Here is an 18,617-nt window from a genome sequence, read left to right on the forward strand (position 1 = left end):
CCATCCCCCCGGCGTGCGGTCCGCGAACACAGCAAATATCGCGTTGGCGACGCGTTACCCATACATAGTTATATTCTCCACGGACTATGGGTGCACGAGCCGGCACCGTCGGCGGCGCCTAATTCGAGGGCCCTACACGAAAGCCCTAGCTGGCCGCTTCGCGCCAGCGGAGCTCCTCGGCGCTGAGCCGGAGGACGTCCGTACGGGCCGCCTCGAGCGCAGCCGACACCGCTCCGGTGGCGACCGCGGATGCGCCGAGCAATGATTGCCTCAGATCGGGCGCGGGGAGGTCCAACTCGGTTGGCAACCGAGCACGCGCCACCTCGATCACCTCGGCGAGTCCATCCGCTACCGCCCCAGACACGATCACCCGTTCGGGATCGTAGAGGCTGCCGAAGACCGCCGTGACACGGGCCAGCAAGGCTCCCGCACGTTCAACCAGACCTCTGGACCACGGGTCCCCCTGCCGGGCCAGATCCAGGACGGCGCGACCGGTGAGCTGCTCGGTGGGAATGTCGGTCAGTGGATGCCCCGGCGGGATGTGGCCGGAGGTTGCAGCCTGCACCACCCAGTCGGTGAGTTTCAGGCCGATTCCCGCAGCCGACTCGACTCCGAATACGAAGTCGAACGCCTTCATCTCACCGACGCCGCCGTGCGCGCCTCTCAGCAGATGCCCGTCGACGACCACGCCGGCGCCCAAGCGGTCACCGGCCAGCAAAACCACAAAGTTCTCCAGCCCGACGGCAGCTCCGGTCGCACCCTCGGCCACTGCGGCAAGGGACGCATCGTTCTCAACCCTCACGATCGGCACCCATTCCTCGAGCAGCTCGCGCAGGTCCGGGTTCATACGGCGCCAGAAGCCCTCACGCTGCTCGGGCGACCTGCCGTGAGAGTCCACCGGCGACGGAACTCCGACACAGGCGGCGAGCACTTCGGTGCGGGAGCGACCCGCAGCGATCAACGCCGAGTCGATGGCGGCGACCACGGCGGCTCGGCGCTCGTGGGTGCCCTCATTCGCGGCGGTCAACTCAGTGGTTTCTTGGGCGAGTGGCACACCGCGAAGGTCGGCCACTGTCGTGGTGAGATGCGATCGGCCCGCATCCATGCCGATGACCACGGCGGCCTCGGGCCTCAGTTCGAATCGGCGCGCTGGCCGCCCCTTGCTGTACTGGCCGACGGCGCGGGAGTTGGGTAATTCGCGAAGCAGGCCGAAGTTGATGAGCTCGTCGAGCGCAGCGATGGCCGTTGACCGCGTCAGCCCGGTCGCCTCCATGGCGTCGGTGCTGACGAAGGCGCCGGCGGCCCAGGCGAAGTCGAGCATCGCGTGCAGGCTGGCGCGTGACTCCGGGACGACGGCGTTCAACATGGCGAAAAACCTCTTGACTCTCATATTCCTTTGTTGCATTATTGTGGCAGTCCTATTGATTTGATAGCTAAATCTAATAGTCCAACTAATCGAATGATGACCAATGACGGTTTTTGAAAGGACGATGACGTGGACCGAACCACTCGCCGCACACCCAGGGTGCTCGCTGCTTCCCTTGGTCTGCTGCTGGCTGGGGCAACGCTCACGGGCTGCGCGCCAGGCGATGCACCCGAGACCGTGAGCTTTCACCTCACGAAGCCCGAAGCGATCCCGTACTTCCGGGAACTGATCAAGGAATACAACGCCTCGCAGGATGACGTCGAGGTCATCCTCGACGCGTCGTCCAACCTGCAGGCCGGGTTCCTCCGCGGCAACCCGCCCGACCTGGGTCTGCTCAACTACAACATGGAGATGGCCCGCTTCATGGAACGTGGCGCCCTGAGCGACCTGTCCGACATGCCAGAAGCGGAGCGCATCCTTCCCGAGGTTCAAGACCTCGTCGGCCAGTACGCCACCTACCCGGGTCGCACCAGTGTTCTGCCGTATTCCGTGATGGCGGCATCCGTCATCTACAACACCGAGATGTTCGAGCAACAGGGACTCGAGGTCCCCGAGACCTATGACGAGCTGATCGCCGTGTGCGACCAGCTCAAGGCCGCGGGGATCACCCCGTTCTACGGCACCTTCAAGGATCCGTGGACCGTGGCGCAGGGCTGGTTCGACTACACCGTCGGTGGCGAGGTCGACGTGGCCGACTTCTACGAGGAGATGAACGAGCTCGGCACCGAGGTCGGTCCAGAGTCGCCGGTCTCGTTCCAGAAGACACTCGCCGACCCCGTCGACCGGATGAAGCTGCTCATCGACAATTATGCCAACGCGAATGCGGCGAGCAAGGGCTACGGCGACGGCAACCTCGCCTTCGCCAAGGGAGAAGCGGCGATGTACCTGCAGGGACCGTGGGCCCTCGGCGAGATCGCGAAGACGTCCCCCGACCTGGAACTCGGAACCTTCCCCCTGCCGATGACGGACGACCCCGAAGACCTTCAGGTGCGGGTGAACATCGACCTCGCGGCCTGGATCCCCGAGGCGTCGGAGCATCAGGAAGCCGCCCGCGAGTTCCTCAGCTATCTCTTTCAGCAGGACGTGATGGATGCCTACAACTCGGCTCAACTCGGCTACGGCACCACGACCGATGCCGCGCCGGTCACCGACCCGCGCATCGTCGGTATGAAGGAGTACTACGAGGCCGCCGACTTCTACCAGGGAGCGTCACGAGCGATCCCACTCACCATTCCCACGGAGAACTACCTGCAGGGCATCGCCCTGGGCAGCAGCGTGGAGAGCACCCTCAAAACCCTCGACGCCGACTGGGCGCGACTAGCGCTCCGCCGCTAGCCGACAGATAAGGAACTGGCCATGACAACGACGACTGTGCCCCGGCGTCCGAGGCGCAAGGTTGAAGGCATCTACTACGCCTTTCTGGTGCCGAGTCTTCTGCTCTTCACTCTCGCCATCACGGTGCCGGCCATCATCGGCATCTTCTTCAGCTTCACCAACTCGATCGGTTTCGGCGAGTGGGAGATCGTTGGGCTGATCAACTACATCGCGATGTTCTCCGACCCCGCCATCCTGTCGAGCTACCTCTTCACCTTCGGCTTCGCCGCCGTCACCGTGGTGCTCGTGAACGCGATCGCTTTTCTCCTCGCGGTCGGCCTGACGGCGAAGATCAGGCTGAAGACAGCGCTCCGCACGGTGTTCGTGATCCCCATGGTGGTGTCTGGCATCATCATCGCCTACGTCTTCAACTTCCTCTTCTCCAATTCGCTCCCGGCGTTCGGGCAGGCGACCGGAATCGGCGTCCTGAGCGAGAGCATCCTCGCCAACCCGGATTTGGCCTGGATCGGCATCGTCATCGTCACCGCCTGGCAGGCAATCCCAGGGACGCTCCTCATCTACATCGCAGGGCTCCTGGCCGTACCAGGGGACGTCTACGAGGCGGCCGATCTGGACGGCGCGAGTAAGTGGCAGCAGCTGCTGCGGATCACGCTCCCGCTGGTGGTCGGCTACGTGATCATCAACGTGCTGCTCGGCTTCAAGAACTTCCTCAATGCCTACGACGTCATCGTCGGTCTTACCAACGGCGGTCCGGGCACCGCCACCCGAAGCATCCCGATGACAATCGTCACGGGCTTCACCGGAGGCGACTACGCCTACCAGATGGCCAACGCAACGATGTTCTTCGTCATCGTCGTGGTGATCTCACTGCTCCAGCTCCGGATCACTCGTGGAAGGAACGCAATCTAATGTCGACGCAGCCTGCCCTCATCGCCGAGGGCATTGAAGCCACCGCAACACTCGAGGACGGCAAGGCGCGACGCAGACCCGCCTCGGCCGTGCGGAGCCGCGGCAACAAGCCCAGCATGTCCCTCATGATCGTGCTGCTGTTATGCGCCATCACGGTCGTCGTTCCGCTCTACGTGACCGTCTCGATGGCGTTCAAAACCCAGGCGCAGGCTGTCGACGGCAATGCCTTCTCGCTGCCCGCCCCGTTCAGCGTGGACGGATTCGTCACCGCGTGGAATCTCACGAACTTCCCCGCGGCATTCGGCGTCTCCGTGGTCGTCACGGCGGGAACAGTCATCGGAACTGTCCTGCTCGGCGCTCTGGCGTCGTACGCGATCTCGCGCAACTGGGACCGCAAGCTGTTTCGCTATTCGTTCTTCTATCTGCTTGCGGCGATGTTCATTCCGTTCCCGGTGGTGGCGCTTCCGCAGATTCAGTTGACCGGGTTGCTCGGGCTCGACAACCCCGTCGGGGTCACGATCCTGCACATCATGTTCCAGCTGAGCTTCAGCATCCTGCTGTTCACGGCCTTCCTCCGCTCGATCCCGTCCGAACTGGAAGAAAGCGCTCGCCTCGACGGCGCGACCACCTGGCAGACCTTCTGGCGACTGATCTTTCCCCTGCTGGCACCGATGAGCGCCACGGTCGGTATCTTCGCCTTCCTGGCCTCCTGGAACGACTTCATGATGCCGTCGCTGATCACCTCCAACCCCGCGCTGCAGACGCTGCCCGTGGTGCAGAGCATCTTCCAGACCCAGTTCAGCAACAACTACAACGTCTCCTTCGCCTCGTACCTGATGGCGATGGCGCCCGCCATCATCGTCTACCTCTTCACCCAGCGTTGGGTGATGGAAGGCGTCACGCAGGGCGCGGTGAAGGGCTGACGCCCCTCCCGAATTCCCACCCCGCCAGGACCACCCCTACCGCTTCAGCCCTACCCAACCTCGACCACAAGGAGAACCCGTGAGCATTGTCGACGTCGCTCAGGCGCCCGCCCAGCATCCGATCAGCGAGCCGGCACCCTGGTGGCGCCAGGCCGCGGTTTACCAGATCTATCCCCGTAGCTTTTCCGACGCCAACGGCGACAGTCTGGGTGACCTTCCCGGCATCACCTCGAAAGCCGACTACCTGCACGACCTCGGCATTGATGCGGTGTGGCTGAGTCCGTTCTACCCGTCGGCGCTGGCTGACGGCGGATACGACGTGGCGGATTACCGCAACGTCGATCCGCGACTCGGCACCCTGACTGACTTCGACGCGATGCTCGACGCCCTGCACGCGCGCGGCATTCGAGTCGTCGTCGACATCGTGCCCAATCACACCTCGGACCAGCACGCCTGGTTCCAGGAAGCGCTCGCCTCCGGTCGAGGGTCGTCTGCGCGGGAACGCTACATCTTCCGCGAGGGCAGCGGGCCGGATGGCGCGCTGCCGCCCACCGACTGGGTCGCAGCCTTCGGGGGCTCATCGTGGGAACGGGTGGCCGACGGCCAGTGGTACCTGCACAACTTCGCCATCGAGCAGCCCGACCTCAACTGGTCCAACCCCGAGGTGCGCGCCGACTTCCTGACAACCCTGCGGTTCTGGTCGGACCGCGGAGTCGACGGCTTCAGGATCGACGTGGCCCACATGCTCACCAAGGACCTCACCGAGCCGCTGCCGTCGCAAGCCCAGTTGGATGCTCTCCCCCGGGACGGCATGCATCCGATGGTGGACCGCGACGACGTGCACGAGGTCTACGCCGAGTGGCGCCAGGTGTTCAATTCCTACGACCCGCCGCGCACGGCGGTGGCGGAGGCCTGGGTGGACAAGGCCCGGGTGCCGCTCTACGCCAGCCCCGATGGCCTGGGCCAGGCCTTCAACTTCGACCTACTCGAAGCAGACTTCGACGCCGGCCAGTTCGAGACCGTGGTGCGCGACAACCTCACCCTGGCGGAAACGTCAGGCTCGTCGAGCACCTGGGTGCTGTCGAACCACGACGTCGTGCGGCATGCGACCCGTTACGGACTTCCGCAGCCTGCACGGGACGATTCCGGGCGTCCGGCACGCAAGCACGGCGCCGACTGGGTGATCTCCGGCGGGGTGACGCCGGTGCTCGACCGGCCGGCCGGCGAGCGGCGAGCGCGCGCCGCGACCCTGTTCATGCTGGGCCTGCCCGGCTCAAGCTACCTGTACCAGGGCGAGGAACTCGGGCTCCACGAGGTCGCGGAGATCCCGGCGGGCGACCGGCAGGACCCCACGTTCTTCCGCAGCGCCGGCACCGACCTCGGCCGCGACGGCTGCCGCGTTCCCCTGCCGTGGGAAACCGGCCACGACGGGGGTTCGGCGTTCGGCTTCGGCACCGGCGGGTCGCACCTGCCGCAACCGGCGTGGTTCGGGGACTACTCCGTTGCCGCACAGAGCACAGATCCCTTGTCGTCACTCGAGTTGTACCGCAGCGCCCTCTCGCTGCGGCGCACGCTGCAGACCGGTGAGCACCTTGAGTGGATTCCCACGGGGCGCTCGGACGTGCTGCGCTACCGCCGGCCCAACGGTTGGGAGATCGTGACCAACTTCGGCACTGAGCCGTACCCGGTCGACCGTGACGACGTTGCGCTCGCCAGCCGCGCCCTCGAGGCGGGCTCGCTGCCGGGCGAGGCCACTGTGTGGTTCGGCAGTCACGGCACCGACTGATTCACTGCCGCCTAGCCGGCCCCAGACGTAGCTCCGACCTGAATTCACCGCGCAGAACGGTGAGGGCAGTGGGGTCCGGCTGGGGCCGTTCGTCGCATCGGGTCCACCGCCTGCACAATCAAATCGAATGTTGTGCCCTGCGCACTTGACATTCACAAAAACGTTTATGTAAGCTCTCACCCACATCAACAAAAACGTTTTTGGGAATGGGTTCAACGATGAGCAAGCGTGTGGGAATTCGAGAGGTCGCGGCCGCGGCCGGCGTCTCCGTGACGACCGTGTCGCACTCGCTCAGCGGCGGCGGACAGCTCAGTGACGCCACCCGGGAACGCGTGAAGTCGGTGGCCGAGGGCCTCAACTACGCACCCAACCGGCTGGCCAGCGGCCTCCGCAGCAAGCGCTCGCAGATCATCGGCTTCGTCAGCGACGAGATCTCCACCACGCCCTACGCCGGCAACGTTCTGCTCGGCGCTCAAGAAGCCGCCGCGGCCAACGACCAGGTGCTCATGGTCGTCAACTCCAACCGCAACTCCAAGGTCGAAGACCTCGGCATCGAAGCGCTGCTGCAGCACCGGGTCGACGGCATCATCTACGCCCGCATGTACCACCAGGCCGTTGAACTTCCCGCAGCGCTGAGCGGCATCCCCACCGTGCTGCTCGACGCATCCAGCGACCGCACCGACCTGTCCTCGGTGGTGCCCGACGAGGAGGGCGCCGCCCACACGGCCATGGAGCACCTCATCGAGGCCGGGCACCGCCGCATCGGCTACCTGGGCAACATCGACGACATCCCCGCCACCCGCGGCCGCCTGGCCGGGTACCGCGCCGCCCTGACCGAACACGGCATCGCCTTCGACGAGTCCCTCGTCACCATGAGCGAGTCGATGACCGCACCGGGCCGCGACGCCGCCAGCCGGATGCTCGCCCAGCCCAACCGGCCCACCGCGCTGTTCTGCTTCAACGACCGCATCGCCATGGGCGCGTACCAGGCGGCGCAGCTGGCCGGCCTGGCGATCCCAAACGACCTGAGCATCGTGAGCATCGACAACTTCGAGGTCCTGGCCGACGCACTGCTGCCCGGACTGACCTCCATTGCGCTGCCGCACTACGAGATGGGCCGCTGGGCCATCGAGCGGCTCGCGGCCGAACTGGCCGGCGACGCCGAGTCGGCACCGCAGCAGATCCGCATGCACTGCCCACTGGTTCAGCGGCAGTCAGTCGGCCCGCCCCCGCGATAACACGGCGACGAGCCGACCTCCTCTACTTCGCGACCGCTGGAACGGCCGCGACGATCGGCGCCTCCGCCGAAACACCCCCAACCCAACCGATAAGAAGGAATGAAGATGCGACACGCAAAGAAGCGCCTGATCGTAGCGAGTTTAGTCGCCACGAGTCTCGTTGCCACGATGGCCGGTTGCGCCAGCGGCACCGCTGGCGGCGGCTCCGATGGCAACAACGGCGAACTGACCGTCTGGACCCACAACGGCGGCAACGTCGAAGAGCTCGCCGCGGTGCAGGCCATCGTCGACGGCTACAACGAGAGCCAGGACAAGACCACGGTGAAGCTGCAGGCGTTCCCGCAGGCCTCCTACAACGACTCGGTCATCGCGGCCGCGGCATCCGGCAAGCTGCCCTGCATCGTCGACATCGACGGCCCCAACGTGCCCAACTGGGCCTGGGCCAAGTACCTCACCCCGCTCGACCTCAGCGTGGACCTGGACGAGAACCTGCCCAGCACCCTGGGCATCTGGAACGGCGAGACCTACTCGGTGGGCTACTACGACGTGGCGCTGGCGATGTTCGCCCGCAAGTCGGTGCTCGCCGAGAACGGCATCCGCCAGGCCACCATCGACCAGCCGTGGACCCAGGCCGAGTTCGGTGACGCCCTGGAGAAGCTCAAGGCCACCGGCACCTGGACCAACCCGCTCGACATCGGCACCGGCGATGTCGGCGAGTGGTACCCCTACGCGTTCTCCCCGCTGCTGCAGTCCTTCGGCGGCGACCTCATCGAGCGTGACGAGTACCAGTCGGCCGAGGGCGTTCTCAACGGTCCCGAGGCCCTCGAGTGGGCCGAGTGGATGCAGTCCCTCGCCACCGACGGCTACATCGCCACCAAGAGCGGCGCCGACTCCGCCCTCGACTTCCAGAACAACGTCACCGCCATCCAGTACGGCGGCAGCTGGGCGGCCGCCAACAACGCCGCCGCGCTCGGCGACGACCTGGCCGTGATGCCCTCCGTCGACCTCGGCGAAGGCACCAAGATCGGCGGCGGCTCCTGGCAGTGGGGCGTGACCACCGGTTGCGCCGACACGGAGGCAGCCATGGACTACCTCTCCTACTCGCTCTCCCCCGAGAACATCGCGGCGGTCGCAGTGGCCACCGCCACCATCCCCGCCACGGATGCCGCCGCCGCCCTGGTGCCCGGCTTCGAAGAGGGCGGCAACCTCGCCATCTTCCGCGAGTTCTCCGCCCAGAGCGCGGTGCTCCGCCCCGAGACCCCGGCGTACCCGTTCATCGCGACGGAGTTCACCAAGGCCACCCAGGACATCATCAACGGCGGCGACCCGCAAGACACCCTCGACGCGGCGGTCACGGCCATCGACGCCAACATCAAGTCCAACGGCGGTTACACGCAGAAGTAGTCGACCGCGGGGGCGCGGCTGACGCTGCGCCCCCGCCCTCGCTCAGGGAGACTCTCATGACCAGCACGATCGAACGACCCCCGGCGGCCCCCGCCGCCGGCCGCCCGGCCCGGCCCAGCCGGCCCAAGCGGGACCGCACCAGCAAGACCGAAAACCTCGCCGGACTGGCCATGCTCACGCCCGCGGTGCTGCTGCTGGCCCTGTTCATCTTCGTCCCCGCGATCCTCGCGTTCGGGCTCGCGTTCACCAACGCCCGGCTCATCTCGCCCTACCCGGCCACCTTCGTCGGCCTCGACAACTTCGTCAGGCTGTTCGCGGATGCCGCATTCTTCCGCGCGCTGATCAACGTCGGCTACTTCGCCCTGGTCGTCGTGCCGCTGCAGGCCGGCCTCGCCCTCGTTATGGCGATCCTGGTGAACAAGAAGGTGCGCGGCACCACGTTCTTCCGCACCGTGTACTTCCTCCCGGTCGTCACCTCGATGGTGGTCGTGTCGCTGCTCTGGCTGTTCATGTACCGCCAGGACGGCCTGATCAACGTGATCATCGACCGGGTCACGATGGGACTGGTCACCGGGCCCGACTGGCTGAACGACACCACCACCTCGATGCCGGCGATCATCCTGATGTCGGTCTGGCAGGGCGTGGGCTTCCACATGATCATCTGGCTCTCCGGGCTGCAGACCATCCCCGCCGACCTCTACGAAGCGGCCGACCTCGACGGCGTCTCACCCTGGCAGCGATTCAGGTACATCACCTGGCCGGGCCTGTCCGCCACCCGCAGCCTGATCCTGGTGACCATCACCATCCAGGCGCTGAGCCTGTTCACCCAGATCAGCGTCATGACCCAGGGCGGCCCGCTCAACTCCACCACCACCGTGGTCTACGAAGCCGTCGAATCCGGCTTCGCCCAGCAGGAGACCGGCTACGCCTCGGCGATCTCCCTCGTGTTCTTCGTCATCGTGCTGCTGATCTCCGTCGTGCAGCGCTTCCTCAGCAGAGAGAAGGCCTGATCATGGCGATTCCCCACATCTCTACAGCGCCAGCGGCCATCGCAGACGTCGCGCCGGCATCCGCCCCGCACGTGGTGCTCGGCCAGAAGACGGCCCGCAAGAAGCGCGTGATCGGCCTCGGCGGCTGGATCCTCCGGATCGGCCTGGCCGTGCTGTTCCTCTTCCCGATCCTGTTCATGTTCGTCTCGTCGCTGAAGCCCGACCAGCAGATCTTCGGTGACCTGTCGTCGATCGCCGCGTTCCTGCCCATCGGCAACATCTCGATGGACAACTACGCCGCCGTGTTCGACCGGGTGCCCGCCGCCCGGTTCCTGGTCAACTCGATCGGCATCTCGGCGATCACCGTCATCGCCGGCATCCTGGTGAACAGCCTCGCCGCGTTCGCGCTGAGCCGGATGCGGGTACGCGGCAAGACCGTCATCCTCACCCTGATCATCGCCACCCTGATCGTGCCGTTCGAGACCCTCGCGCTGCCGCTGGTGTGGTGGGTGAACCAGCTGCCCTCGTTCGAGCTGACCGAGCTGGGCTTCATGTTCAGCAAGGGCTGGATCGACACCTACCAGGTGCAGATCATCCCGTTCGTGGCCAACGCCTTCTCGATCTACCTGTTCCACCAGTACTTCGAATCGATCCCCAAGGAACTCGACGAGGCCGCCCGGATGGACGGCGCCGGCTGGTTCCGCATCTACCGGCAGGTGGTGATGCCGCTCTCCGGCCCCGCCATCGCCACCGTCGCCATCCTCACCTTCCTGCCCGCCTGGAACTCCTACCTCTGGCCGCTGATGGTGGTGCAAACCGAGGAGCTGCGCCCGGTGATGGTGGGCGTGCAGTACTTCTTCCAGCTCAACGTCTCCTGGGGCGAGGTGATGGCGTACTCCACGCTGATCACGCTGCCCGTGGTGGCCCTGTTCATCGCTTTCCAACGCTCATTCGTCAACAGCATCGCGTCCAGCGGTGTGAAAGGTTAGGCCGGTTTTATGTCGCTCCAACTGCCCGATAAGTGGATCTGGGACTCCTGGTACGTTCAGGTCGACGGTCTCACGCACGCCTACTACCTGCACGCCAGCAAGGCCCTCGGAGACCCCGAACGCCGGCACCGGCACCCGATCGTGGGCCACGCCGTCAGCACCGACCTCACCAACTGGACCGTCGTTGAAGACGCCCTGATCATCTCGGATGCCCCCGCCTTCGACGACGCCACCACCTGGACCGGCTCGGTGGTCCAGGCCGACGACGGGCTCTGGTGGATGCTCTACACCGGCACCTCCCGCGCCGAGAACACCATGGTGCAGCGCATCGGCGCCGCCACCTCCCCCGATCTGCTCACCTGGACCAAGGTGTCGACCGAGCCGCTCGTGGAGGCCGACCCGGCGTTCTACGAGACGCTCGACCTGTCCGTCTGGCACGACCAGGCCTGGCGCGACCCGTGGGTCTTCCGCTTCCCCGGCGAGAGCACCTGGCAGATGCTGATCACCGCCCGTGCGGCATCCGGTGACCCGCGGGTGCGCGGCGTGCTCGGCCACGCCACCAGCTCCGACCTGCTCAATTGGACGGTGCAGCCGCCACTCAGCCAGCCCGGCCAGGGCTTCGGCCAGCTCGAGGTGTTCCAGTTCGAGATCGTCGACGGGGTGCCGATCCTGCTGTTCTGCTGCGGTGTCTCCGAGCTCTCGCCCGAGCGCCAGGCGGCCGGCGAGGTGGGCGGCGTCTACAGCGTGGCCGTGGATGCACGGCTGGAGCAGGTGGACTTCACCGGCTCGGTGCTGTTCGACCGCACCGACCTCTACGCCGCCCGGCTGCTGCAGGATGCCGACGGAGGCTGGGTGCTGCTCGGCTTCATCAACATCGTCGACGGCGAGTTCGTCGGCACCCTCAGCGACCCGATCCCGGTCACGGCCGACCCGGTGCGGGGGCTTGTGCACCGGCCGGTGCTGGACTCGGCCGAGGCGCCGGCCTTCGCCGCCGCGGTGCTGTGAGCGGCGGTGCTGTGAGCGGCGGTGCTGTGAGCGGCGCCGCGGCGACCGGCGCCGACCGGGCCGAGCGCCGAGTGCTGGTGGTCGGCGAGGCACTGATCGACCTGGTGCAACGGGCCGACGGCACCCGGGACGAGGCGCCCGGCGGCAGCCCCGCCAACGTGGCGCTGACGCTGGGGCGGCTGGGCCGGCATCCGCAGCTGCTCACCAGCCTGGGCGAGGACGACCGCGGCCACGCGGTGCGGACCTGGCTCGAGGACTCGGGGGTACAGGTGTCTGCGGGGAGCGCGACAGGGGCGCACACCTCCACCGCGACGGCACTGCTCGATGCCGCGGGGGCGGCCACCTACGAGTTCGACCTGGCCTGGGCCGTGGATGTGGCGCTGGCGGGCCCGGCCGATGTGCTGCACATCGGGTCGATCGCCACGGTGCTCGAGCCGGGCGCGTCCGACGTGGCACGCCTGGTAGAGGCCCGCCGCGCAACGGCGACCATCACGTTCGATCCGAACATCCGGCCGGCGCTGATCGACGATGCCGCGGCCGCCCGGTCGCGCGTGGAGCAGCTTGTGCGCCTCGCCGACGTCGTGAAAGTCAGCGACGAAGACCTGCTCTGGCTACACCCCGACGGCGAACTCGCCGACACTGCCGCGTCCTGGCTGACCGCCGGGCCCGCCGTGGTGGTGGTCACCCAGGGTGGGGAGGGCGCGTTCGCGCTCACCGCTCAGGGACGGGTGTGGACGTCGGCGCCCCGGGTGACGGTGGTCGACACCGTCGGCGCGGGCGACACCTTCATGGGCGCTCTCGTCGACGGGCTGATCGACGCGGACCTGATCGGGGCCGACCGTCGTGCGGCGCTCCGCGACGTGCCGCTGGGGGCACTGGAGAGCATCATGCGGCGAAGCGCCGAGGCGGCCGCCGTCACGGTGTCTCGCCCCGGGGCCGACCCGCCCACCCGCGCCGAGCTCGCCGCTGTGTAGTTCACGGCGCGTAGGTCACGGCGGCGAAAGCCCGAGCAGCGCGCTCACTGCACGACGAGGAAGGAACCCGGCGCGGTAGGTCGGAAGGCCCTGCGCAGCGGCGGCAGGCGGTGCGCGTCGAGAGGATCATTCGGGGAGGCGGCTCTCGCAAGAGGGCGGCCACGCCACATGTTCGGTGTGGCGTTGTCCACTCAGTACGAGGAGTTCCCATGTCCGCACGATCCTGGCTCACCGCTTCAGCTCTCACGGTGGCCGCCGTCACCCTTGTCGGCTGCGCACAGGCCGCTCCGGCCGAGACTGCGCCGACCGAGAGGCCAGTGACCGAGCCGGCCCACTGGTCGTACGACGGAGACAGCGGCCCGGAGTCCTGGGCCGGCTTGGACGACGCTTTCCAGGCCTGCGAGGCCGGCACGGACCAGTCCCCGATCGACCTGCCGGCGGCCGTTCCGGCACCGAGCACCAGCATCGAGCTGAGCGCCGAAGAAGCGGAGGGGGACGTCTTCGACAGCGGCCACGCCGTGGAGATCGAGACCGACGGAGAGGGCGAGATCCTCACGTTCGCCGACGATGACTACAGCCTGCAGCAACTGCACGCGCACGTGCCGTCGGAGCACACCGTGGCGGGACAGCCCGCCGCGGCCGAGCTGCACCTGGTGCACGCGGATGCGGACGGCAACCTGCTGGTGCTCGGGATCCTGGTGACCGAGGGGGCGGCATCCGACGCGTTGACGCCGTTCATCGAGGCGGCCAGCCACCTGGCCGACGAGGACGAGGTGACGCTGGATGTGGCCGCCGTTCTGCCGGCGTCGCTGGAGAACTACGAGTACTCGGGCAGCCTGACCACCCCGCCGTGCACCGAGGACGTGCAGTGGGTGGTGATGGGCACACCGATTTCGATGTCGGCGGAGCAGATCGACACCCTCGCGGGCGCGCACGACCACAACGCCCGGCCGACCCAGCCGCTTGGGGACCGCACCGTGGTGGGCGGGGCCGGGGAGGTCGAGATCGCGGGGTAGAGGCTGCGCGTTAGAGGCTGCGCGTTAGAAGGTGCGGGGCCGCAGGTCGCGGCACTGGCGGGTCGGACACGACGTACGCTGGCCTGATGACGGATGTTGCACTGATCGGCCCGGTGGCCGCACCCGAGCTGCACGTCATGACCTTCAACATCCGCCGGCGGTTCGCCCACCTGCTGCCCGGCAATCCTGACCGCTGGGAGAGCCGCAAGCCGCTCGTGCGGCGCATCCTGGTCGCCGAGCAGCCCACGCTGCTCGGCGTGCAGGAGGCTCTGGCAGACCAGGTGGAATGGCTGGCCGGCGCCCTCGGGCCGCATTACCGCGGCGTGGGCCGGGGCCGCAACGCCGACGGAGGAGACGAACGCTGCACCATCTTCTACGACTCCCGACGCCTCGAGCTCACCGACTGGACCCAACGCGCACTGTCCGACACGCCGGACGTGCCCGGCTCCCGGTCCTGGGGCAATCGGGTGCGCCGGGTGCTGGTGTCGGCCGAGTTCACCGATCTCGCTACCAATGGGCGGGTGCTCGCGTTCAACACCCACCTGGACCACCACTCCTGGCGCTCCCGGCTGCGCGCCGCCGACGCCCTGTTGGGGCTGGTGCGCGCGGCACAGAGTGCGGAGCCGGCCGCCGCGATCGTGGTGACCGGCGACTTCAACGCCGACGCGGACTCGGCGCTGCACCGGCGGCTGACCATCGATGGCACCCTGCGCGACGCCTGGCTCGCGGCGGCCGATCGGCTCACCCCGCAGTGGGGCACCTTCGGCCACTACAAACGACCGACACCCGGCGGCAAGCGCATCGACTTCATCCTGGCCGGGCCAGGTGTGACCGTGCTGCGCACCGGCATCAACGCGATGCGGTTCAACGGCCTGGCGGCCTCCGACCACGAGCCTGTGCAGGCGGTGTTGCGCGCCGGCACCTCGCCGGCTCAGCCGTGAGGGCATCGCCCGGAGTCGGCAGCCTGCCCCATACTTGGATATGGGCACCCGCCCGCCACGATCCACGGAGATGAGACCGGTGTCAGACCCCAGCCTTCGCCTGCCCAACACGCAGTTCTGCGCGGTGCTCAACCTCGGCGTTCTGCCCCTGGTGGCGCCCCCTCTGCCGACGCGATTCGCCCTGCCGGTGCTGGATGCGCAGTGGCTCGAGGACGGGGCCGCGATCTACATCGGCTTCGAGGAGGGCGAGCTGCACTTCGACGTGTCGGAACGGGGCATTGAGCACCACTTCCACAACGTCGACGGCGTCGACAGTGACATCAGCCCGTGGCCGGCTGCCGATACCGCGCAGCTGCTGGCCTGGGCCGGCCCGTTCGTGCGTCATGTCAGCGAGCTGCTCGAGGAACTGACCATGGATGCCGCCGAAGCTGCCGAGTGGAGCGCGCTGGGCCTCACCGTCTACGCCACCAGCCCGCCCGAACCGACACAGCTGGAGGTCGTCGACCTCGAACTCGAGGGCGAACAGATGATGCTGCCCTGGCTGGGCGCCGGCCACGTGGGCCACGACCACATCGACGGGCCCAACCACCCGATCGCGCTGCTCTGGAACGCGCAGCACGAGGAGCCCGACCTGCCCCTGGCCACCGCCTGGACCGACCCGGCCAGCGGCCAGCCGGCCGTCTCGGCCCGCCCCCGGGTGGACTGGGACGCTGTGGGCCTGCCCGAGGCAGAGGTGCTCGAGTGGCTGGAAGGGCTCTACCTCAACCACCACCTGCTCGCCGACCCCGAAGAACTCATCCTGCGCGCCGGCCTGGAGCGGATCGCCGGGATTCGCTAGCCCGGAACCGGGCCATGACGTATCGACAAGGAGCACGCATGACCAGCACACCCGCCTCCACCGCCCGCACCGCTGGCAGGATCGCGCTCGGCGCGATCCTGGTCCTGGCCGGCACCAGCCACCTCACCTTTGCGCGGGACGACTTTCGGGCACAGGTGCCGGAGTTCGTGCCGCTCCCCGAGGACACCACGGTGCTGCTCTCGGGAGTCGCCGAGATCTCGCTCGGCAGTGCGCTGCTGTTCGCCCCGACCGGCCTGCGCGGCAAGGTCGGGCTGCTGGCCGCCGCCTTCTTCACCGCGATCTTCCCCGGCAACATCGCCCAGGCCGTGCATCACAAGGATGCCTTCGGGCTGGACACCGACGCCAAGCGGATCGGCCGCCTCTTCGGACAGCCGCTGCTGATCGCCTGGGCACTCTGGTCGACGGCCGCGTTGGTGCGCCGCGCAAAGTAGTTGCGGCAGCGAGGCGGCTACGGCGTGTCCGTGCCCTGGCGGGTGCGGCTCCAGGTGACCAGCGGATGCAGCAGCGAGATCAGCTGCCGGCCGGACGTCGTCAGGCTGTAGCTGATCGACACCGGCGTCGTGGGCTGCACGTCACGCTCGATCAGGCCCTCCTGCTCGAGCTCCTTGAACCGGGCGGCGAGCACCCGGTCTGAGATGCCTTCGACGAGGGCGCGGTACTCGGAGAAGCGGCGAGCGCCCCGGGCGCCGGCCATCAGTATCGCGGCGCTCCACTTGCGGCCCGCCAACTCCACCGAGATCTGGAACCGACGGCACTCTTCCTCGTCGAGGGCGAAGGTCGATTCGCTGACGTCTTGTTTCACTGGCTGCGCTTCCTTACTGACCGACTCACTAACTATTGATTAGCAGCTTACCTCCGGATGGCGAATGGTGACGGAGTTTGGCATCGTGGGATGTCGGCGCGAATTCGGGCGCCGTGAACACCCGCAGAAAGGCCCTCAATGGTCACCACGATCGGCATCCTCGGGGCGGGCCGCGTCGGCTCCGCCATCGCCCGCACCGCGCTCAAGGCCGGTTACGCGGTCACCATCGCCGGATCCGGGCCCGCGGCCGACATCCAGCTCATCGTTGACATCGTCATCCCCGGTGCCTCAGCGATGTCGGCGGCGGAGGTGGCCGCATCCGCCGACCTCGTGGTGCTCGCCGTGCCGATGCACAAGTTTCGCTCGGTCGACCCGGCCACCCTGGCCGGCGCCATCGTGATCGACACCATGAACTACTGGCAGCCCATCGACGGCGAACTCCCCGAGGTCGCCACCGACCCCCGCGGAAGCAGCGAGATCGTCGCCGACCACTTCGCCACGGCCCGGCTGGTGAAGACCCTCAACCACATCGGCTACCACGACCTGGAGACCGACGCCCGGCCGGCCGGGCATCCCGACCGGCACGCCCTGGCCATCGCGGGCGAACCGCAGGCCGCATCCGTCGTGGCCGAGGTCATCGAGCGGTTCGGCTTCGACGCCGTCTACGCCGGCCCGCTCGAGGCCGGGACGGCGTTCGAGCCGGGCTCGACAGCGTTCGGCGGCCGGCACACCGCGGCCGAGCTGACGGCCGAGCTGGAGTTCGCCGCCGCAGCGGACGACGCCGCCTAATTGTTCCCGGTGCGGACATCTGCATCCGGCACACCGGGCGCAGATGTCCGTTCGGGCACAGTTCCGCAGGCTCCCCGTTCCGCCAGACCCCGCACCACCAGACACCCCGTTCCACCAGACACCCCGTTCCACCAGACACCCCGTTCCACCAGACATCGGACAGACCCATGCAAATCGGCGCATACAGCTTCGGCGACACCCCACTGAACCCCGAGGGCAGCTTCCGCAACACCGCGGAGGGCATCCGCACCCTCTTCGACGCCATCGTCCTGGCCGACCGGGTGGGGCTGGACTACTTCGGCATCGGCGAACACCACACCGTGAGCATGCCCGCGTCTTCCCCCGGTGCTCTCATCGCCGCCGCTGCCGCCGCGACCGACCGGATCATCCTCGGCAGCGCGGCGAGCATCATCAGCACGGATGACCCGGTGCGGGTATTCCAGCAGCTCGCCACCGCCGACGCCGTCTCCGGCGGCGGCCGGGTGGAGATCACCGCGGGGCGAGGATCCTCCGTCGAGACCTTCCCGCTGTTCGGACACGACCTGGCCGACTACGACAGGCTCTACGCCGAGAAGCTCGACCTGCTGATGACCATCAACAACAGCCCCACCGAGACGGTGAGCTGGTCGGGCAGCGTACGCCCGGCGATCGACGCCCTGGCCGTGGTGCCCCGCCCGGTGAACGGCCGGCTTCCGATCTGGTTGGCCACCGGAGGCAACGCGGCGTCGTCAGCCCGGGCTGGACGGCTGGGCCTACCCGTCTCCTACGGCATCATCGGCGGCGAACCGCACCGGTTCGCACCGCTGACGGAGCTCTACCGCCGATCGGCCGCGCAGGCCGGGCACCACACCGAGAACGTGAAGGTTTCGGTGGCCACGTTCGGTCTGGTCGCCCCCTCGAAGGCGGAGGCCCTGGAGCGGTTCTACCCCGGTTGGCACACCCTCAACGTGGAGATGGGCCGGCTGCGCGGTTGGGGCGCCCCCGACCGCCGACAGTTCGACGCCCAGGTCGCGGCGCCCGGCGCCTACTACGTGGGCGATCCCGACGACGTCGCCGAGCGCATCGTGCACCTGCACGGCTACCTGGGCCACATGCGGCACTTCCTGCAGGGCGACTTCGGCGGTCTGCCGCCGGAGCACCTGCACGAGTCGCTCACCCTGCTGGCCACCGAGGTGAAGCCCCGCGTGGCCCGGCTGCTCGCCGCCAAATAGCAGCCACATAGCCGCGAGATA

17 protein-coding genes and 1 pseudogene are annotated in these 18,617 nt (G+C 67.7%); 16 read left to right on the top strand and 2 right to left on the bottom strand.

Going from position 1 to position 18,617, the window contains the following annotated elements; translation table 11 throughout:
* Positions 1-145 precede the first annotated feature (145 nt).
* On the bottom strand, positions 146-1,366 hold the full coding sequence (locus tag E3O57_RS17965; protein WP_103480006.1) for an ROK family transcriptional regulator: 1,221 nt from the start codon (positions 1,364-1,366) through the stop codon (positions 146-148).
* Between the two features lie 129 nt (positions 1,367-1,495).
* Here E3O57_RS17965 and E3O57_RS17970 point away from each other — a divergent pair, with 129 nt between their 5' ends.
* The 14 genes from E3O57_RS17970 to E3O57_RS18035 all read left to right on the top strand — a co-directional run bounded on the left by E3O57_RS17970 (position 1,496) and on the right by E3O57_RS18035 (position 16,225).
* The gene (locus E3O57_RS17970) at positions 1,496-2,761 is read left to right on the top strand and encodes an ABC transporter substrate-binding protein (protein WP_103430859.1); all 1,266 of its coding nucleotides are present in this window, start codon (positions 1,496-1,498) and stop codon (positions 2,759-2,761) included.
* A gap of 21 nt (positions 2,762-2,782) precedes the next feature.
* On the top strand, positions 2,783-3,670 hold the full coding sequence (locus E3O57_RS17975; RefSeq protein ID WP_103430860.1) for a carbohydrate ABC transporter permease: 888 nt from the start codon (positions 2,783-2,785) through the stop codon (positions 3,668-3,670).
* Complete coding sequence (locus E3O57_RS17980) at positions 3,670-4,593, top strand: carbohydrate ABC transporter permease (RefSeq protein WP_165788000.1); 924 nt, start codon at positions 3,670-3,672, stop codon at positions 4,591-4,593. Before E3O57_RS17975 ends, E3O57_RS17980 begins: the two co-directional genes overlap by 1 nt.
* 79 nt (positions 4,594-4,672) lie before the next feature.
* The gene (locus E3O57_RS17985) at positions 4,673-6,379 is read left to right on the top strand and encodes an alpha-amylase family glycosyl hydrolase (RefSeq protein WP_103480007.1); all 1,707 of its coding nucleotides are present in this window, start codon (positions 4,673-4,675) and stop codon (positions 6,377-6,379) included.
* Positions 6,380-6,597: 218 nt separating this feature from the next.
* Positions 6,598-7,617 carry a LacI family DNA-binding transcriptional regulator gene (locus E3O57_RS17990; protein ID WP_103460243.1) on the top strand — a complete coding sequence of 340 codons (1,020 nt, stop codon included), beginning with the start codon at positions 6,598-6,600 and terminating at the stop codon, positions 7,615-7,617.
* Positions 7,618-7,722: 105 nt separating this feature from the next.
* Positions 7,723-9,021, top strand: a complete 1,299-nt coding sequence (locus E3O57_RS17995; protein ID WP_341476144.1) for an extracellular solute-binding protein — start codon at positions 7,723-7,725, stop codon at positions 9,019-9,021.
* A gap of 56 nt (positions 9,022-9,077) precedes the next feature.
* On the top strand, positions 9,078-10,031 hold the full coding sequence (locus E3O57_RS18000; protein WP_103480009.1) for a carbohydrate ABC transporter permease: 954 nt from the start codon (positions 9,078-9,080) through the stop codon (positions 10,029-10,031).
* 176 nt (positions 10,032-10,207) lie between these two features.
* Positions 10,208-10,999: a carbohydrate ABC transporter permease gene (locus tag E3O57_RS18005; RefSeq protein WP_240632520.1), complete on the top strand. Its 792-nt coding sequence runs from the start codon at positions 10,208-10,210 to the stop codon at positions 10,997-10,999.
* Between the two features lie 9 nt (positions 11,000-11,008).
* Positions 11,009-12,004, top strand: coding sequence for a glycosyl hydrolase family 32 (locus E3O57_RS18010; protein WP_103460240.1), 996 nt, complete (start codon positions 11,009-11,011; stop codon positions 12,002-12,004).
* Positions 12,005-12,015: 11 nt separating this feature from the next.
* Positions 12,016-12,978, top strand: a complete 963-nt coding sequence (locus E3O57_RS18015; protein WP_241990494.1) for a carbohydrate kinase — start codon at positions 12,016-12,018, stop codon at positions 12,976-12,978.
* 209 nt (positions 12,979-13,187) lie between these two features.
* Entirely contained in the window at positions 13,188-13,994 is an 807-nt protein-coding gene (locus E3O57_RS18020; protein WP_103480010.1) for a carbonic anhydrase, read from the top strand.
* Between the two features lie 86 nt (positions 13,995-14,080).
* Complete coding sequence (locus E3O57_RS18025; RefSeq protein WP_103460238.1) at positions 14,081-14,935, top strand: endonuclease/exonuclease/phosphatase family protein; 855 nt, start codon at positions 14,081-14,083, stop codon at positions 14,933-14,935.
* Between the two features lie 79 nt (positions 14,936-15,014).
* Complete coding sequence (locus E3O57_RS18030; protein WP_133159846.1) at positions 15,015-15,773, top strand: hypothetical protein; 759 nt, start codon at positions 15,015-15,017, stop codon at positions 15,771-15,773.
* Positions 15,774-15,811: 38 nt separating this feature from the next.
* The gene (locus E3O57_RS18035) at positions 15,812-16,225 is read left to right on the top strand and encodes a MauE/DoxX family redox-associated membrane protein (RefSeq protein ID WP_103460236.1); all 414 of its coding nucleotides are present in this window, start codon (positions 15,812-15,814) and stop codon (positions 16,223-16,225) included.
* Positions 16,226-16,242: 17 nt separating this feature from the next.
* Here E3O57_RS18035 and E3O57_RS18040 read toward each other — a convergent pair whose 3' ends face one another.
* Positions 16,243-16,596: a helix-turn-helix domain-containing protein gene (locus E3O57_RS18040; protein ID WP_241990495.1), complete on the bottom strand. Its 354-nt coding sequence runs from the start codon at positions 16,594-16,596 to the stop codon at positions 16,243-16,245.
* 132 nt (positions 16,597-16,728) lie between these two features.
* Here E3O57_RS18040 and E3O57_RS18045 point away from each other — a divergent pair.
* A pseudogene (locus tag E3O57_RS18045) lies at positions 16,729-17,385 on the top strand (NADPH-dependent F420 reductase); the annotation flags it as partial.
* Between the two features lie 167 nt (positions 17,386-17,552).
* The gene (locus tag E3O57_RS18050) at positions 17,553-18,596 is read left to right on the top strand and encodes an LLM class flavin-dependent oxidoreductase (RefSeq protein ID WP_103480012.1); all 1,044 of its coding nucleotides are present in this window, start codon (positions 17,553-17,555) and stop codon (positions 18,594-18,596) included.
* Positions 18,597-18,617: the final 21 nt, after the last annotated feature.

This window comes from Cryobacterium sp. TMN-39-2 (genome assembly GCF_004402745.1).
GTDB classification, from domain to species: domain Bacteria; phylum Actinomycetota; class Actinomycetes; order Actinomycetales; family Microbacteriaceae; genus Cryobacterium; species Cryobacterium zongtaii.

What these genes read in the sequence shown, in the direction of transcription:
- E3O57_RS17965 (WP_103480006.1), bottom strand. Translation starts at nt 1,366, where the DNA reads ATGTTGAACGCCGTCGTCCCGGAGTCACGCGCCAGCCTGCACGCGATG.
- E3O57_RS18000 (WP_103480009.1), top strand. Translation starts at nt 9,078, where the DNA reads ATGACCAGCACGATCGAACGACCCCCGGCGGCCCCCGCCGCCGGCCGC.
- E3O57_RS18020 (WP_103480010.1), top strand. Translation starts at nt 13,188, where the DNA reads ATGTCCGCACGATCCTGGCTCACCGCTTCAGCTCTCACGGTGGCCGCC.
- E3O57_RS18035 (WP_103460236.1), top strand. Translation starts at nt 15,812, where the DNA reads ATGACCAGCACACCCGCCTCCACCGCCCGCACCGCTGGCAGGATCGCG.
- E3O57_RS18005 (WP_240632520.1), top strand. Translation starts at nt 10,208, where the DNA reads ATGTTCGTCTCGTCGCTGAAGCCCGACCAGCAGATCTTCGGTGACCTG.
- E3O57_RS18025 (WP_103460238.1), top strand. Translation starts at nt 14,081, where the DNA reads ATGACGGATGTTGCACTGATCGGCCCGGTGGCCGCACCCGAGCTGCAC.
- E3O57_RS18050 (WP_103480012.1), top strand. Translation starts at nt 17,553, where the DNA reads ATGCAAATCGGCGCATACAGCTTCGGCGACACCCCACTGAACCCCGAG.
- E3O57_RS17975 (WP_103430860.1), top strand. Translation starts at nt 2,783, where the DNA reads ATGACAACGACGACTGTGCCCCGGCGTCCGAGGCGCAAGGTTGAAGGC.
- E3O57_RS17980 (WP_165788000.1), top strand. Translation starts at nt 3,670, where the DNA reads ATGTCGACGCAGCCTGCCCTCATCGCCGAGGGCATTGAAGCCACCGCA.
- E3O57_RS17995 (WP_341476144.1), top strand. Translation starts at nt 7,723, where the DNA reads ATGCGACACGCAAAGAAGCGCCTGATCGTAGCGAGTTTAGTCGCCACG.
- E3O57_RS18010 (WP_103460240.1), top strand. Translation starts at nt 11,009, where the DNA reads ATGTCGCTCCAACTGCCCGATAAGTGGATCTGGGACTCCTGGTACGTT.
- E3O57_RS17990 (WP_103460243.1), top strand. Translation starts at nt 6,598, where the DNA reads ATGAGCAAGCGTGTGGGAATTCGAGAGGTCGCGGCCGCGGCCGGCGTC.